Source organism: Flavobacterium sp. RSSA_27, assembly GCF_051547125.1.
GTDB lineage: Bacteria > Bacteroidota > Bacteroidia > Flavobacteriales > Flavobacteriaceae > Flavobacterium.
On record NZ_JBPTTN010000003.1, the window covers coordinates 262,013 to 278,930 of the forward strand.

The 16,918-nt window shown below is 36.4% G+C and carries 11 protein-coding genes; 4 read left to right on the forward strand and 7 right to left on the reverse strand.

What is annotated here, in order from left to right:
• Positions 1–31 precede the first annotated feature (31 nt).
• From ACSVH5_RS06105 to ACSVH5_RS06125, 5 genes are all read right to left on the reverse strand, one after another.
• Complete coding sequence (locus ACSVH5_RS06105) at positions 32–3,496, reverse strand: efflux RND transporter permease subunit (RefSeq protein WP_438060563.1); 3,465 nt, start codon at positions 3,494–3,496, stop codon at positions 32–34.
• A 25-nt stretch (positions 3,497–3,521) separates the two neighbouring features.
• Positions 3,522–4,664: an efflux RND transporter periplasmic adaptor subunit gene (locus ACSVH5_RS06110; RefSeq protein WP_438060564.1), complete on the reverse strand. Its 1,143-nt coding sequence runs from the start codon at positions 4,662–4,664 to the stop codon at positions 3,522–3,524.
• Between the two features lie 8 nt (positions 4,665–4,672).
• A complete protein-coding gene (locus ACSVH5_RS06115; RefSeq protein WP_438060565.1) occupies positions 4,673–6,010 on the reverse strand; it encodes a TolC family protein in 1,338 nt (445 codons plus the stop codon).
• Positions 6,007–6,606 carry a TetR/AcrR family transcriptional regulator gene (locus ACSVH5_RS06120; protein WP_438060566.1) on the reverse strand — a complete coding sequence of 200 codons (600 nt, stop codon included), beginning with the start codon at positions 6,604–6,606 and terminating at the stop codon, positions 6,007–6,009. The genes ACSVH5_RS06115 and ACSVH5_RS06120 overlap by 4 nt, the downstream gene beginning before the upstream one ends.
• A gap of 77 nt (positions 6,607–6,683) precedes the next feature.
• Entirely contained in the window at positions 6,684–7,202 is a 519-nt protein-coding gene (locus tag ACSVH5_RS06125) for a YceI family protein (RefSeq protein WP_438060567.1), read from the reverse strand.
• 262 nt (positions 7,203–7,464) lie between these two features.
• Between ACSVH5_RS06125 and ACSVH5_RS06130 the strand changes: the two genes are divergently transcribed.
• Positions 7,465–8,439 carry a polyprenyl synthetase family protein gene (locus tag ACSVH5_RS06130; protein ID WP_438060568.1) on the forward strand — a complete coding sequence of 325 codons (975 nt, stop codon included), beginning with the start codon at positions 7,465–7,467 and terminating at the stop codon, positions 8,437–8,439.
• A gap of 74 nt (positions 8,440–8,513) precedes the next feature.
• Positions 8,514–8,867 carry a hypothetical protein gene (locus ACSVH5_RS06135; RefSeq protein WP_438060569.1) on the forward strand — a complete coding sequence of 118 codons (354 nt, stop codon included), beginning with the start codon at positions 8,514–8,516 and terminating at the stop codon, positions 8,865–8,867.
• Positions 8,868–8,912: 45 nt separating this feature from the next.
• On the opposite strand, the gene ACSVH5_RS06140 is transcribed toward ACSVH5_RS06135, so the two are convergent.
• Entirely contained in the window at positions 8,913–9,449 is a 537-nt protein-coding gene (locus tag ACSVH5_RS06140; RefSeq protein ID WP_438060570.1) for a hypothetical protein, read from the reverse strand.
• Between the two features lie 115 nt (positions 9,450–9,564).
• Between ACSVH5_RS06140 and ACSVH5_RS06145 the strand changes: the two genes are divergently transcribed.
• Together ACSVH5_RS06145 and odhB are read left to right on the forward strand one after the other, a co-directional pair.
• Entirely contained in the window at positions 9,565–12,354 is a 2,790-nt protein-coding gene (locus ACSVH5_RS06145) for a 2-oxoglutarate dehydrogenase E1 component (RefSeq protein WP_438060571.1), read from the forward strand.
• 82 nt (positions 12,355–12,436) lie between these two features.
• A complete protein-coding gene (gene odhB / locus ACSVH5_RS06150; protein ID WP_438060572.1) occupies positions 12,437–13,663 on the forward strand; it encodes a 2-oxoglutarate dehydrogenase complex dihydrolipoyllysine-residue succinyltransferase in 1,227 nt (408 codons plus the stop codon).
• A gap of 757 nt (positions 13,664–14,420) precedes the next feature.
• Here the strand turns inward: odhB and ACSVH5_RS06155 are convergent.
• Positions 14,421–16,484, reverse strand: a complete 2,064-nt coding sequence (locus ACSVH5_RS06155; RefSeq protein WP_438060573.1) for a M13 family metallopeptidase — start codon at positions 16,482–16,484, stop codon at positions 14,421–14,423.
• Positions 16,485–16,918 lie beyond the last annotated feature (434 nt).

Genomic DNA, 16,918 nt, shown 5'->3' on the forward strand with positions numbered 1-16,918 from the left:
TCTAGTAATGTACATTTTGAGTTACATCACATTAGTCATTAGCTGCTGCTAAAGCTCTTTTGTCACGCAACCAATATTTTGTTCTTTTGACAAGATAAAACATTACAGGGACCATTACCAGTGTTAACACCGTTGCATAGGTCAAACCAAAAATAATGGTCCATGCCAAAGGGCCCCAGAATATTACATTGTCTCCACCAATAAAAAAGTGTGGGTTTAAGTCAGTGATTAAAGTAAAGAAATCAAAATTTAGTCCGATGGCTAATGGGATCAATCCCAAAACAGCAGTCAAGGCTGTCAATAAAACAGGACGAAGTCTTGATTTTCCACTTTCAATAATTACTTCTTTGATTTCTTCCAAAGTTAAATCGTCATGACTATTTACTTTTTTATCGGCTACTTTTTGATCCAACAGCAATACAAAAAAGTCCATTAATACAATACCATTTTTTACAACAATACCTGATAGTGAAATAATTCCCATCATGGTCATCAGGATAACAAAATCCATGTTGGCAATGACATAACCATAAAAGACTCCACTAAAACTCAATAAAACCGTAAAAAGGATTACCATGGATTTAGACACCGAATTAAATTGCAAAATGATAATTAAGGCAATTCCTGCTAAGGCTAAGAATAGCGCATACATCAAGAAACTTTGATTTTTTCCTTGCTCTTCTTGTACACCAGAAAAAGAGTAAGTGATTGTTTTGGGCAATGTATAATTCTTTAATTCAGATGCAATTTGTTTCGTGATTTCATCGCCATTGTAGCCTGTAAGCACATTCGAATAAATCGTCATAATTCTTTTCTGATTTTTACGCTTAATCTGGTTATAGGTTAGCGTTTTTTCAGTTTCGGATACCGCCGAAATTGGCACTTGCATCATTTGTCCAGTGGCTGGATTTCTAAAAGTCAAGGCTTGATTGAACAATACATTTTCACTTTTGCGTTGATCATCTTGCATACGCATGGTAATGTTGTAGTCGTCGTCTCCTTCTTTATAGGTAGAAATTTCTTGTCCATAAACAGAGCGACGTAAATTGAACCCTAATTGCCCTGTTGAAACCCCTAAACTACCCGCATTTACTCTAGCGACTTTTACTTCAAGTTCTGGGCTTTCTTTGTTTACATCAACACTAAGTCGCTCAATACCCGGTATATTTTTAGAATTGATGAAGGCAATGATCTTATCGGCTTCTTGCAGCATTTCTGCATATTCAATTCCTGTTAATTGAATACTAATTGGGTATCCTGCTGGTGGACCATTAGCATCTTTTTCAACAGTTACTGTTGCTCCAGCTATCCCTTTTACTTTGGCACGAATTTCTTCTAAAATGTCGGCAGTGTTGATTCCTCTTCTAAATTTAAATTCAGAGAAACTTACGGTTACTTTTCCTTTATGAGGTGTTTCTGAGGCGGTTCCTGCATCCACATTTGGATTACCTGCACCAACTCCCACTTGCGACACGATAGATTCTGCGATGAAGTTGTCATTGGTTTTGGGGTCTATGTATTTTTTTAAAATGTCGATTACTTGTTTCTCGACAAATAAAGTGGCTTTGTTGGTTTTTGAAATATCGGTTCCTTCAGGATATTCAATGTAGGTTATGACTTGATTTGGGATATTGTCTGGGAAAAACAGTACTTTTCTTGGAAAAACACCTAATAGAATAAAAGAGAAAAACAACATTCCAATAATTATTCCTAGGGCAATCCAAGAACGCTTGCCAGTTAAAATTTTGGCCAAAAAGCTTTTGTATTTTTCTTCCATTTTTGGAAAGAAGGAATGCTGGAAATCTTGGGTCCATTGATAGATTTTGAAGCGGTATAACCACATTAATAGAAATGAAATAATGGCTAAATGCCCAATGGCACGTGCCAATTTTGAGTCGTATACATTCCCCAAAATCACAAACACAACTGCAATAATTGTAAAAATGATGGAGTACAATTTAGCCGATTTTTTAGTTACATTTTTGTCTTCAATGTCCATTGAACCTCCAGTCATGGCAGCATTAACCACCATTGCTACAAATAAGGAAGCCGACAAGGTTACGGTTAAGGTGATAGGAAAGTACTTCATGAACTTACCCATGGTGCCTGGCCACAAAGCAAAGGGCAAAAAGGCCATCAAAGTGGTAGCCGTTGAAGAGATTACCGGCCAAGCAATTTCGCCAATTCCAATTTTGGAGGCATCCAAACGGTTCATGCCTTTTTTCATGTTGGCAAAAACGTTATCAACTACCACGATACCATCATCAACCAGCATTCCAAGTCCCATTACTAAACCAAAAAGCACCATCGTATTTAAGGTTAGTCCAAATGCTGATAAGATACTAAAAGCCATTAGCATTGAGAGCGGGATGGCAGCTCCTACAAAAAGGGAGTTTCGTAATCCCATGGTAAACATCAACACAATCATTACTAAGATGATCCCAAAAATAATATGATTGGAAAGTTCGTCTACTTGGTGTTCTACTCTAGACGATTGATCATTGGTTAATTCGATAGATAAATTGGAGGGCAAATACGAGTTTTTTGCTTTTTCCAATTTTTCTTTTACTTGTTCTATTGCTGAAATCATGTTTTGATTCGAACGTTTTTTCACGTTCAGCATAACTACTTCTTTTCCTTTTTCACGGGCATAAGTGGTTTTTTCTTTTTCTTTGAAATTGATACTGGCAATATCTTTCAAATACACTACGCCCCCATTGTGCTTTACAATTACATTTTCTAATTCTTTTGGATCTTTGATTTCTCCAATAATACGGATGTTATTTCGAGAGCCTTGAGAAATTAAATTACCACCAGACAAGGTCATGTTTTCATATCGAACGGCATTTTGGATGTCGTCAAAACTTACTTGAGCCCCTGTCATTTTGAAAATATCTACCGCAATTTCAACTTCTTTATCATCTACACCTAGAATATCCACTTTTTTTACTTCGGGAATTTCTTCAATATCATCTTGAAGTAATTGACCGTATTTCTTTAGTTGTTGGGTGGTGTAATTCCCTTGAAGATTGATGTTTAGAATTGGTACTTCTTCCGAAATATTCAATTCGAATACGTTGGGTTCAACTTTGCTGCCATTGTCTAGATTAGGCCAATCTGTATCTGCTTTTACGACATCAACCTTGTCTTTTATTTTTGTTTTGGCAGCTTCGATACTTACTTTGTCTTCAAATTCTACGATGATCATACCGTAATCTTGAAAAGAACTAGAAGTAATTTTGTCGACACCCGTAATGTTTTTAAATTCTTTTTCTAAAGGTTTAATGATTAGTTTTTCTACATCTTCTGCTGAATTTCCTGGAAACACAGAAGAGATATAAATTTTATTTTCGATAATTTCTGGAAAATCCTCGCGAGGCATGGTAACGTAAGCAATTAAGCCCGTTACAACAATAAGTAGTGTCACAATATATACCGTAACGCGGTTGTCTATCGCCCAGCTCGAAATGCCAAATTCTTTATTTTGATGGCTCATTTGGTTGTTGTATTAAAGTTGTGGTTTAAAAATTAAGTTTCATGCCTTCAGAAATGGCATTCATTCCTTCGGTAACAATTATCTCATTTGCATTTAATCCTGCCACTATTTCGGTAACATTATTGGAAGATTGACCAAGAGTGACGATAACTTTTTTCGCCGTTCCAGTGTTTCCTTTCGCATTAGCCACAACAAATACATATTTGTTTTTTTGTCCATCTTCTTGAATGATGTTTGAGGGTACCACAATAGCCTTATCTTTCTTATAATCCACGACTTTTAATTGGGCTACTTGATTAGGGCGCAACAATTTTTCTGGATTCGGCACACTTACTTCAATGCCAAAACTTCTGTTGTTTGGATTGATAAAATTCCCTATTTGTCGTATTTTACCTTTGTATGATTTTCCTAAAGCTGATAAATAAACTTCGACTTCGGTACCAATTTTTAGTTTACCAATGTAGGTTTCTGGAACCGAAGTAGAAATATACATGTTGTTTAAATTAACGATTCGCATTAAACCCGTTGGGCTTGGAGCCACTACTTCTCCTTTTTCTGCAAAAACTTCGTCAATAGTTCCTGAAAATGGAGCGCGAATGATTGTTTTTCCGATTTGAGCTTTAATTTGAGATACTGCCTTTTGAGCCGAAATCATTTGTGTCTGCGCTTGTAAATATTGCATTTCAGAACCAATTTTTTGATTCCACAAGTTTTTCTGACGGTCGTACATTGTTTTGGCAAGAGCATATTGGTTTTCGGCGCTTGCCAATTGCTGGCTCATTCCGCCATCATCGGTTCTGCCTAGGATTTGGCCTTTAGTTACATTTTGACCGGCCTTTACATTCAAGGCAATTAAGTTTCCTGGCATTTCTGGTTGTACCAAAACGTTTTGATTGGTATTAACATTACCTTGTATTTCTAAGGAATGACTGAAAACCGTATCTTTTAAAGTTGAAACAGTCACTAAAGCTTCAATGGCATCTACGCCTTTCAATGCTTTCATGGCCTCATCGAGTTGGGCCAATTGGGTTTGTAGCTCGGTCTTTTTGGCATTGATGGCTTTGATATCTTTGGAGGCAATTATGGTTTCTATAGACGTGGATTCGCTTCCTGAGTTGCAAGCTATAAGTAGTAATGATACAACAGTTGCAGTGAGTATTTTTTTCATGATTCCTTTTATTTGCTGATTATGGTTTCTAAATTGGCTCTTTTATTGATGACATAAATCATCGATTGTAGGTATTTCTGTTGTGACGCATACAATTGTCGTTGGGCATCATTAAAGTCAAAACTCGTGGAGAGTCCTTCTTTAAATTTTATTTGTTGTTTTTTTTCTATTCTCTCGGCAAGCTTCAAATTTGATTTTGCAGAGAGGTAATCTTCTACACTGTATTCGTATTCACTCTTGGCACTTGCGTATTGCAGTTTTAGTTTTTGTTCTGCCTCTTGTAGTTGCGTATTGGCTTGATCTAAGGCAATTTTGGCTTGTTGCGTTCTTGAAGTTCGAGCCAAACTACTAAATATAGGCACGTTCAAACTAATCCCTACATTAGAAAAATTCAACCATTTTTGGTTACTGGTGAAAAATTGAAATTGATTGCCAAAAGCATTGTATCCAAAGTTAAGGTTGGCACCCAAAGACGGCAAGGCTTTACTGCGTTCTAATTTGTATTCTAATACTTTTTGTTCTTGAAAATTGGTTGCGATTTTAAAATTGATATTATCCTTTACTTCAAAATTGTTTTGGGCAAGGGTCATATCAAGATTCTGTGCCGTTAATTGATCCAGTTGATCCGTTAATGTAATTTCTTGATTAATATCGACACCCATATTTATTTTCAACATTTTGGAAGTGATGTCCAAAAGCCTTTTGTTGTATTGTAAGGTACTTTGCAGATTGGTGAGATTGATTTGCAATTGCTCTACACTTTCTTCTTCGATGAGTCCGTTTTTGAAAGTTTGTTTCGTGTCATTTAAGGTTTTTTCCAAAGAGGCAATGTTTTTTTCAATGATTGCAATGCTTTCTTGGGCAAGTAGCACATTACCATAGGAATTGATAACCATTTCTTTGATCTCAATATCGGTTTTGTTTTTGTTGTTTTCGTAGTATTTTAAATACACTTTTGAGGCTTGTAAAGCTACAATATAGGAACCATCAAAAATCAACTGACTCAATGAAGTTCTAGCCAGCATAGCGTGTTTTGTGCCGAAGGCTATTTCAACAAAATCCCCTTTGTTTCCACCAACTAACTCAGCTGGCAAAAGTGATTTTTGAAGTTCAATATTGTTTTGATAGTCTAATCCAGCATTGATTTGTGGCAAACCCATAGCGGTAGTTTCCCACTTTTTTTGTTTTGCTTTTGCAATGTCTCTCCCCGAATTAATTACCGCGTAATTGTTTTCTAAGGCATACGAAATGGCTTCGTTTAATGTAAAACTGGTTTTTTTCAGGTCGTTTTGTGCCATGCTTGTTAACGAAAGCATAGAAAAAAACAATAGGAGCAATCTTTTCATAATGTAGCGTGGTTTTCAAGTTGTTTTTCAAGTTCAATAATCCCTGCTGGTGTAGCCATGGCACGGGTGTGGTATTCTAAGGCTTCTAATTCTAAGGATTGGGCTTCTGTTTCAGAAACCGTATTTCCATTAATATCAAAAATTAAGGTATAGTAAAATTGGCCGTATTTTTCGATGGGAATAGTAGCACGATAAAGGCCTTCTTGTATCCCTTTTTCAATGTTTTGTTTGAAAAAAGTAATACATTCGTTCACCTCACGATTAACTAATTTATGATATATTTCAGGATAGTGCTTTTTCAATTGATACATAGTTGAAGTATCGCCTACGCTAAACATTTCTTTGAACATTTGTCGAATTTCAAAGTTCTCTTGGATGGCGTTGTGGTTTTTTTGAACGATAGCTTGTATTCTTTCATGTACTACTTTGTGCATTATTTCAGTACTTTCCTCTATCAGTACTTCTTTGTTACAAAAGTATTTGTATATGGTTTTTTTAGAAATACACATCTCACCAGCAATATCATCCATAGTAATACTTTTGAAACCCAGTTTCAAGAATAACTCGGATGCTTTCGCCATTATTTTTTCTTTCATAATTTCAACTTTTTATCTCCCTTTTGGTTGTATTCAGTCAAGCTTCAATGGGTTTGTAAGTAGTGATTGAGTACTACTTACATGGCAAATTCTAAATTGGCTACTAATTTAATGTCTTGGCCAATTGCAATACCGCTGTGTGGGTTGCTTTGGTATCCAAGATCAAAATCACTACGTTTTATTTTGGTTGACAACTCGAACAAAGCCTTTTCATGACCATCATAATTTGTCATTCCCATAAATTCTGTATCCAGTTCTAACGTTTTGGTTACATTTTTTATGGTTAATTCCCCTTTAATGAAATTGATGTTTTTGTTGACTTTTTGAAAAGAGGTTGACTTAAAACGAATGGTTGGATCTTCTGTTTGATCAAATAAATCACTTAACCGAGAATAAGAGCTCATCGGTTCTATTTTCTTGTAGTTATGATTCACATTCAATGAAAACTCTACTGCGGCATCTTCGACAATGTTGTCATCCATAACCACATAACCGTTAAATTCATTGGTTCCGCCTTCTAAATAGGCAAGCACGGAATGTCTTGCTTCGATTAGAACATCGGAATGTTTCGCATCTATGGTCCACTTTGCATTCATTACTGTATTTTTAATTGGTAAAGCGTTAATTATTGGAGTTAGTGTCTTTTTTAGACAGTGCAAATATAGAAAGGAAACTTTAAATACCAAACAAGTTTCCATTGTATTTTTAATTTCCGTTGTTCTTTAAGTAAATGAGGTAGTAGGTAATCATAATTTAACAATTGTGCACTATTTTTTTAACGAAAGTCAACTATTTTTCTGTCGAATTTCGATTCTTGAATTGTATCTTTGAGCCTTTGCTAACCGAATTTTTAAAACCATGCAGTCAGTTTCAGCGTATCAAACCTCTTTTATTGCTTATTTAGAAAGTCAAATCACTCCAAAAGAGCCACAGCATCTATACAATCCTATTATTTACATTTTGTCCTTAGGAGGAAAACGCATCCGTCCAGTTTTGACGTTAATGAGTACAGAAATATTTGATGCTAATTATAAAAAAGCACTCCCTGCTGCCTTGGCTGTCGAGGTATTTCATAACTTTTCATTGGTGCATGATGACATTATGGATGCGGCTCCCTTGCGACGAGGCCACCAAACCGTGCATGAAAAGTGGGATACCAATACTGGAATTTTGTCTGGTGATGCGATGCTTATTTTAGCCTACCAATATTTTGAAAAATACGAACCCAAAACCTTTCGAAAATTGGCCAAATTATTTAGCAAAACGGCTTTAGAAGTGTGTGAAGGTCAGCAATGGGACGTAGATTTCGAAACCAGAATGGATGTCACGATTCCTGAATATTTGAAAATGATTGAATTCAAAACCGCTGTTTTAGTGGCAGCTGCCATGAAAATGGGGGCGATTATAGCTAAAACGTCTAAATCGAACGCCAAGTTGATTTATGATTTTGGATTGAATTTAGGAATTGCATTTCAGCTACAAGACGATTTTCTGGATGCTTTTGGAGACCCTGCTACATTTGGCAAACAAGTTGGTGGCGATATTATAGAGAATAAAAAAACCTTTTTGTTTCTCAAAGCAATGGAATTTTCCACTCCCACTCAACAATCACGATTACTGCACTTATTTTCAGAGCACCTTGAGAACTCTGAGGCAAAAATCGAGGAAGTAAAACAAATTTTTGATGAGACTGGCGCTTCACAAGCAACCCAAAAAGCCATAAAAGAGTATACGCATCAAGCTTTTGAAACCTTAGAAAAGATGAAAATTGATGCTGAAAAAAAAGCAGTATTGAGAGCCTTTGGTGAAAACCTTATGGGAAGAAAAGTATAATGTAGTAAGCTTTAATTCCTTACTTCTAATGGGAAACAAAGCAAGATTGAAATCATAATCTTTACCTTTGATTTATGTATGTAGCACCTTTAAATACTGATCATTTACTTTCTGAAGCAGAAAAGGAAAACCTGTACATAAAATTGGTAACTCAAATAAATAAAGATTTTAATTTGGCCAATGAAGGTATTGATTTTCCTATGAGTATATTGCCTGAAGAACTCAAAATTCAATTGCAAGAAAAAATATACCGGCTCATTCAATATAAATTTGCCGAATATCTAAATCTACTCTACATTATTGATGTACCAGAACACGAAATCAAGCAACTTGACGGCACTGATATTGTAGCCTTAGCAGGTCAAGTCTCTTTTTTGATTCTGAAGAGAGAATGGCAAAAGGTGTGGTTTAGAAATTATTATCGTTGATTTTCTATGTAACTTTTCTTCTCAGAAACATAGTTTCTCAGTATCTTAGAAATAAACCCTCACAAAAGGCATAAAGGCTTCGCTGTAAATACTTTTGTTATCGTCGTGCAACACATCATAACGAACACCAATAGTAACATGATTGGCTCTATAACCCGCTCCAAGATACAAGGCGGTATTCCAAAAATTATCCGATGCCAAATTGCCTGTAAAGGTTCTATATTCCGTGTTGAATCGCAATTGTTCTAGTTCAGCAGAAAGTTGAATTTGAGGAATGGGGTTGGCTAGTGCAATCAAACTACCTCCATAAGTATACGTTTCATAGTTATTTCTGGCTTTTATATAGCCAAATTGTGCACTTGCTCCCATAGCGAAATAGGGATTAATATTATAAATTGCACTTGGAGAAAGGGAAATGTCAGTAAATCCTGAGCCAAAGTTAAGTCCAACACCACCTCCATATTGCATTTTTTTCCCAAAATTGTTCGAATTGGACAATTGCGAATACATCGATTTCGTAAACAAAAACAAGCAAACTACACAAATTACTTTAAGTGGGGTAAAAAAGGCGATTTTTTTCATGATATTACGTTTTATTTAACAAAAATATAAGTAAAAGTAAGCAAAAAAATAATCTAATTAGGTCGGTTTATTGTACTTTTGTCGGACTATTTTAAAAATACATTCAAACAATATTATGGATAGGTTTTCATTTTTAAACGCAGCACATACCGAATTTTTTGCACAATTATACGATCAGTATTTAGAGAATCCAGATAGCGTAGAGCCAAGTTGGAGAAGTTTCTTTCAAGGTTTCGACTTTGGGATGACAACCTATAATGAAGAACAAGCCTCAGCTCAAGGCAACCCTGTTGTTGTTCAAGCTTCAGGTGATTCTTATTCCGCTTCTAATGCCGAAGTTTCTGAAAAATTACAAAAAGAATTTAAAGTTATACAATTAATAGAAGGCTACCGTACTAGAGGCCATCTGTTTACCAAAACGAACCCTGTACGCGACAGACGTCATTATGACCCTACTTTGGCAATCGAAAATTTTGGCTTGTCTGCTTCAGATTTAAATAGTGTTTTTGATGCGGCCAAAGTGATTGGTGTTGCTCCATGTACTTTACGTGAAATTATCGGTCATTTAGACAGAATCTATTGTCAGCATATTGGTATTGAGTATGTGTATATTCGTAAACCTGAAGTATTGGAATGGATACGTCAAAAAATTAGAATCAACGACAATCAACCTAATTTTACCAAAGACGAGAAGCAACACATTCTTGAGAAATTAAATGAAGCGGTTTCTTTTGAAAACTTTTTACACACCAAATATGTTGGTCAAAAACGTTTTTCTCTTGAAGGAGGGGAATCCATTATACCTGCTTTGGATGCTTTAATCGAAAAAGCTGCGGAACAAGGTGTGGAGCAATTTGTGATGGGTATGGCTCACCGTGGTCGTTTGAACGTTTTAGCTAATATCTTCGGAAAATCAACCCAAGATATCTTTGGTGAATTTGATGGTAAAGATTATGATCAAGAATATTTTGATGGTGATGTGAAATACCATTTGGGTTTAACAGCCGACAAAGTTACACGATCTGGAAAGAAAATCAACATCAATTTAGCACCAAATCCATCGCATTTAGAAACTGTAGGTGCTGTAATTGAAGGGATTACTAGAGCGAAACAAGATAAATATTACGCTGATGATTTCTCGAAAGTATTGCCAATCGCTGTTCATGGGGACGCCGCTATAGCAGGACAAGGAATTTTGTATGAAATCATTCAAATGGCCCAACTCGATGGTTATAAAACAGGTGGTACTATACATATTGTAATCAACAACCAAGTTGGATTTACTACCAATTATTTAGATGCACGTTCTTCTACTTACTGTACTGATGTAGCCAAAGTAACCCTTTCGCCAGTATTACATGTCAATGCAGACGACGCAGAAGCAGTGGTGCATGCCATGACGTTTGCTTTAGATTTTAGAATGCAATTCGGTCGCGACGTATTCATCGACTTATTAGGGTATAGAAAATATGGTCACAACGAAGGTGACGAGCCAAGATTTACGCAGCCCGTTTTATATAAAATCATTGCTAAGCATCAAAATCCAAGAGATATTTATGCTATGAAATTATTGTCTGAAGGTATAATTGACGCATCTTATGTGAATCAAATTGAAAAAAAATACAAAGAGTATCTTAATGATAATTTAGAGGCCTCACGTAAAAAAGAGCTGACCATCATTACCCCTTTCATGCAAAATGAATGGAAAGGTTTTGAGCAAGTTTCTGATGATGTGATGTTGCAAAAAGTAAAAACAACTGTAGCCAAAGCAACACTAGATTCAATTATCAACACCGTTTCTAGCTTGCCTTCTGATAAAAAATTCATCAACAAAATCACCAAAATTGTTACCGATAGAAAAACAGGCTATGACAACAATACCATCGATTGGGGTACTGCCGAAACACTAGCATATGGTACATTATTAACGGAAGGTTTTGATGTGAGAATCTCAGGTCAAGACGTAGAACGTGGGACTTTTTCACACCGTCACGCAGTAGTGAAAGTAGAAGATTCAGAAGAAGAAGTAATCCTTTTGAACCACATTGAAAACAAAAAAGGGAATTTCTATGTATTTAATTCTTTCCTTTCAGAATATGGCGTTTTAGGATTTGATTATGGATATGCCTTAGCAAATCCAAATGCCTTAACGATTTGGGAAGCACAATTTGGGGATTTCTCCAACGGTGCCCAAATCATGATTGACCAATACATTTCTTGTGGAGAGGATAAATGGAACAATCAAAACGGTATTGTAATGTTATTGCCACACGGATATGAAGGACAAGGAGCCGAACATTCTTCTGGAAGAATGGAACGCTACTTACAGTTGTGTGCTCGTCATAATATGTATGTAACAGACTGTACTACTCCTGCCAACTTTTTTCATTTGTTGAGAAGACAGATGAAAACCAAATTCCGTAAACCCTTAATTGTATTTACACCAAAAAGTTTGCTTCGCGACCCAAGATGTGTGTCTACAGTAGAAGAATTCACTACCGGAGAATTCCAAGAAACTATTGATGACACAACAGTAAACAAAGCAGACGTGAAAACATTAGTTTTCTGTACGGGTAAATTCTATTATGATATTACAGCAGAAAGAGCTAATAATGGTAGAAACGATGTTGCGGTAGTACGTATCGAACAATTATTCCCATTACCAGTTGAGCAGTTAAAAGCGATTATTGCTCAATATCCAAATGCTGATGATTATGTTTGGGCACAAGAAGAGCCAAAAAACATGGGAGCTTACACGTACATGTTAGCTAATTTTGATTTGGTAAAATGGAGATTAGCATCGCTTAAAGCCTATGCGGCACCAGCAGCTGGAAGTTATACTAGAGCAAAACGCAGACATGCTGATGCCATTAGAATGGTATTTGATAAAAATTTATTTAGATAAAAATGGTTGTGGTTTTTAGTTTTTAATAAAAAACGAACCAGAAACCATAAGCCTTAAACTACAAACAATAAACTAACAGAAGATGATTTTAGAAATGAAAGTCCCATCACCAGGGGAATCCATCAAAGAAGTAGAAATAGCCACTTGGTTGGTAAAAGATGGTGATTATGTAGAGAAAGATCAAGCGATTGCTGAAGTAGATTCAGATAAAGCTACCTTAGAGTTGCCAGCAGAAGCAAGTGGAGTAATTACCCTAAAAGCCGAAGAAGGCGATGCAGTAGCAGTAGGCGCTATTGTTTGTTTAATTGATACTGGAGCAGCAAAACCATCAGGTGCAGCACCTGTGGCAGCAGCAGCACCAGTAGCCGAAGCTCCAAAAGCAGAGGTAAAAGTTGAAGCTCCAAAAGCAGCTCCAGCAGCTCCAAGTTATGCAGCAGGCACTCCATCGCCAGCCGCTAGAAAAATATTAGACGAAAAAAATATAGCTCCAGAAACCATTGTTGGAACTGGAAAAGCAGGTAGAATCACTAAAGAAGATGCCATTAATGCAGTGCCATCTATGGGAACTCCAACAGGAGGTTCTCGTGGTGTAGAGCGTACCAAATTATCTATGTTGCGTCGTAAAGTATCTGAGCGATTGGTTGCTGCCAAAAACGATACGGCAATGTTGACTACATTCAACGAAGTAAACATGACGCCTATCAACAATTTGCGTAACGAGTACAAAGATGCTTTCAAAGCAAAACACGGTGGGGTAAGTTTAGGCTATATGTCTTTCTTTACCAAAGCGGTAACTAGAGCATTGCAATTGTATCCAGACGTAAATTCTATGATGGATGGCGATTACAAAGTGGCCTACGATTTCTGTGATATCTCCATCGCAGTTTCTGGACCAAAAGGCTTAATGGTACCCGTAGTTCGTAATGCTGAAAACTTAACGTTCAGAGGCATTGAAGCCGAAATCAAACGTTTGGCCTTGAGAGCACGCGACGGGCAAATCACTGTAGACGATATGACAGGAGGAACTTTTACAATCACTAACGGTGGTGTGTTTGGTTCGATGTTGTCAACTCCAATTATCAACCCTCCACAGTCAGGAATCTTAGGAATGCACAACATCATCGAGCGTCCTATTGCTGTAAACGGAAAAGTAGAAATTCACCCAATGATGTACGTAGCGCTTTCTTATGACCACCGAATCATTGACGGACGTGAGTCAGTTGGTTTCTTGGTAGCAGTGAAAGAAGCACTAGAAAATCCAGTGGAGTTGCTTTGCGATAACAATCCTAAAAAAGCATTTGAGTTGTAATTCAATCCATTTTAAATACACAAAATCCCAAATTCCAATACTGGTTTTTGGGATTTTTTTTTGCAAACACCGTCCTGCCCTCTGCTCGATTTCACTTGTACCTTCCATAGCTTCGGGACTGCACAAGAGGAATTACAAAGCCAATTGGGCTAGAAAAGAACGTTTGCTTTTTATCAGCTGAGGAGTACTAATGGTAGACTTGATTTTTAAATGATTTCCCAGTTGTTTTTCCTGCAAGGTTTTCAAAACCTTGTAGGTATTATTTGAATCCAAGTACCTATAAGGTCAAAAAAAGACTTTGCAAATCATTGCTAAACAAACTAAATAATTATTTGTTTGAGAGTTAGATACAAATAGTCAACTAATGTCATAGTGTATTTGTCGTTAAAAAAATAAACTTTTTTAGGGTTGTAACCACAAAATATTATATTTTTATGTGATTGTATTCATATTTATCATCCTATAATGGTTTTTATATAAAAAACACATTATTGGAGAAACACACAGCAAGCCGAGATTGATTTTTTAGAGATTTTAGAAAATGAAATTGCTGCATATGAAATCAAATACAATCCCAACAAAAAAGTACTTTTCACTAAATCATTCACCGAAAAATATCACCCAAAAAACACCTATGTGGTCAATAAAGATAATTTTTGGGAGTATTTGTAATTTAAGATAACTGGTGATTTTTTACCCCAACAAAAAACCCATCAACTTAAGCTGATGGGTTTTGGTATTTATAGCAAAGTAAGTCTTACCAGATTTTTACTCTTTTCTCTGGAGCGATATACATTCCGTCATTCGGTTGAATGTTGAAGGCATCATAGAATGCATCTATGTTTTGTAAAGGCACATAGGCTCTGTACATACCTGGCGAATGCGGGTCGGTTTTTACTTGAGATTTCAAGGCTTCGTCTCTCATTTTAGAACGCCAGATGGTCGACCAAGAAATGAAGAAACGTTGTTCTGGAGTGTAGCCATCAATCAATCCTGGGTTGCCGTTTTCTTTTAAGTACAATTGCAAGCCATCGTAAGCAGCATTTACACCACCTAAATCTCCAATGTTTTCACCTAAAGTAAATTTACCATCTACAAAAGTACCTGGAAGCGGTTGCAAAGCGCTGTATTGAGCAGCTAAAGCACCGGTTAAAGCACCGAATTTTTTCAAATCTTCTGGTGTCCACCAGTCTACTAAATTACCGTCGGCATTGTAACGTGCTCCTGAATCATCAAATCCGTGAGAGATTTCGTGACCAATAACCCCTCCAATTCCACCATAATTTACCGCTTCGTCAGCTTGGTAATTGTAAAAAGGCGGTTGCAAAATAGCCGCAGGGAATACAATTTCGTTGTTCGATGGATTGTAGTACGCATTCACTGTTTGTGGTGCCATACCCCAACGGTCTTTGTCTACAGGTTTGGCCAAGTCTGCCAAGTTTTCTTTATTACGCCAAATAGCAATGTTTCTTACGTTCTCAAAAAACGTTCCTCCTTCTGCTGGACTTTTGATAGTCAAAGCAGAGTAGTCTTTCCATTTGTCTGGATAACCAATTTTAACTCTTAGTTTGTTTAATTTGGCAATGGCACTTACTTTTGTTTCAGCCGACATCCAAGGTAAGTTGTTGATGCGGTTTTCGTAAGCACGGAAAATGTTTTTGATCATTTTGGCTGCCTTTTCTTTAGCTTCGGCAGGGAATTTTTTCTCTACGTATAATTTTCCTAAAGCTTCACCCACAGACCCTGTTACGGTTTGTAAAGCTCTTTCTTCAAAAGGTCTTTGTTTTACAGCACCCGTTAAGGTTTTGCCATAAAATTCCCAGTTGGCTTTTTCAATTTCTGTAGATAATTGGCTTGCAGCTCGGTTCAATAAAGACCAACGCATATAGGCTTTCCAGTCGTCTACTTTGTTTTCTTTGAAAAGGGTTTCTAAAGCCGTCATATATTTTGGTTGCGACACGATAATCGTTTGATTCGTAGGCAAACCAATTTTAGTGAAATACGTTGTCCAATCGATAGATGGCGTTAGTTTTTGTATTTCGGCAACAGTCATTGGGTTGTACGATTTACGACGGTCTCTTCTTTCTACACGGTCAAAACGAGGTTTAGACATTTCGATTTCTAAAGCCAAAATTTTCTCTGCGTTGGCTTTCGCTACTTCAGGTTTGTCGCCTAAGTATTGCAACATTTTAGCCACGTGCAGTACATATTTTTCTCTTTTTTCTTTAGAATCTTTGTCTTCGCCTACATAGTAATCACGGTCTGGTAAGCCTACGCCTCCAGGTCCTAAGTTAATTACATTGACATTACTATTTTTAGCATCGGTACCTACACCAGCGCCAAAGAAACCAATACCTCCTGTAGGTTCCATTTCGATTAATAAAGCTTGTAAATCTTTTACGTTTTTTACCGCGTTGATTTTTTTCAAATAAGGTTTTAGGGGAGCAATACCTAATTTGTTACGGCTTACGGTATCCAACATGGTTTTGTACAAATTGATGGCTTTACCTTGGTCGGTATTCGATTTGTACGCTGGGTTGTTGGCGGCTTCTTTTAGAATCGCCAAAGCGTCAGTATCGGTGCGTTGACGCAATTCGTCAAAGCTTCCCCAACGAGTTTTGTCGCTTGGGATTTCGGTAGTGTTCAACCAGGTTCCGTTTACATATCGGAAAAAATCATCGCTTGGTTTGATGGTTTTATCCATATATTGGATATTGATTCCTGGTTCTTTGGTGGCCGAAGCGGTTTGTGCTTGGCTCCATCCAAAACTAAAAACTGCTGGTAGTGCAAACAGTAAGGTGGTGGACTTTTTTGGGTTCATATTACAATTTGAATTAGTTACGATACATTCGTGTCAAAAAGCAAAAAATAGTTACATCATAATGGCTTTTTTAAGCATAAAAAACACATTATTAAGAGAATTCATCATAATAGAATTCCTTTTTTTGATTGCATAAAATTAGCATTAAAATAATGAAATCTCTCGAGTTTTTTACTCTTGAAATTTTTATGCAAAGGGCAAAAATACCCTATTGGACTTCAAAGTCTACTAAAGGTTTAACGTCTTGTGAAATTTTTTTTGCGTGAGTTTAATGTCATTAGGTTAAGAGATTTTTGATTGTAGATTAACGATTCTAGATTTTAGATTTTGGAGCAAGTGAGTAAAAATTATATGATTTTCAGTATCTTAAATATCAGCAATCAAAAATCGTTGTTCAAAAATCAGCAATCAAATTATTGATTATTTCTTAACTT

Excerpts from the sequence above, each read along its gene's own strand:
- ACSVH5_RS06125 (WP_438060567.1), bottom strand. The coding sequence starts at position 7,202 with ATGAATGCAAAGTGGACCATAGATGCGAAACATTCCGATGTTCTAATC.
- odhB (WP_438060572.1), top strand. The coding sequence starts at position 12,437 with ATGATTTTAGAAATGAAAGTCCCATCACCAGGGGAATCCATCAAAGAA.
- ACSVH5_RS06110 (WP_438060564.1), bottom strand. The coding sequence starts at position 4,664 with ATGAAAAAAATACTCACTGCAACTGTTGTATCATTACTACTTATAGCT.
- ACSVH5_RS06105 (WP_438060563.1), bottom strand. The coding sequence starts at position 3,496 with ATGAGCCATCAAAATAAAGAATTTGGCATTTCGAGCTGGGCGATAGAC.
- ACSVH5_RS06145 (WP_438060571.1), top strand. The coding sequence starts at position 9,565 with ATGGATAGGTTTTCATTTTTAAACGCAGCACATACCGAATTTTTTGCA.
- ACSVH5_RS06140 (WP_438060570.1), bottom strand. The coding sequence starts at position 9,449 with ATGAAAAAAATCGCCTTTTTTACCCCACTTAAAGTAATTTGTGTAGTT.
- ACSVH5_RS06155 (WP_438060573.1), bottom strand. The coding sequence starts at position 16,484 with ATGAACCCAAAAAAGTCCACCACCTTACTGTTTGCACTACCAGCAGTT.
- ACSVH5_RS06120 (WP_438060566.1), bottom strand. The coding sequence starts at position 6,606 with ATGAAAGAAAAAATAATGGCGAAAGCATCCGAGTTATTCTTGAAACTG.
- ACSVH5_RS06115 (WP_438060565.1), bottom strand. The coding sequence starts at position 6,010 with ATGAAAAGATTGCTCCTATTGTTTTTTTCTATGCTTTCGTTAACAAGC.
- ACSVH5_RS06135 (WP_438060569.1), top strand. The coding sequence starts at position 8,514 with ATGTATGTAGCACCTTTAAATACTGATCATTTACTTTCTGAAGCAGAA.
- ACSVH5_RS06130 (WP_438060568.1), top strand. The coding sequence starts at position 7,465 with ATGCAGTCAGTTTCAGCGTATCAAACCTCTTTTATTGCTTATTTAGAA.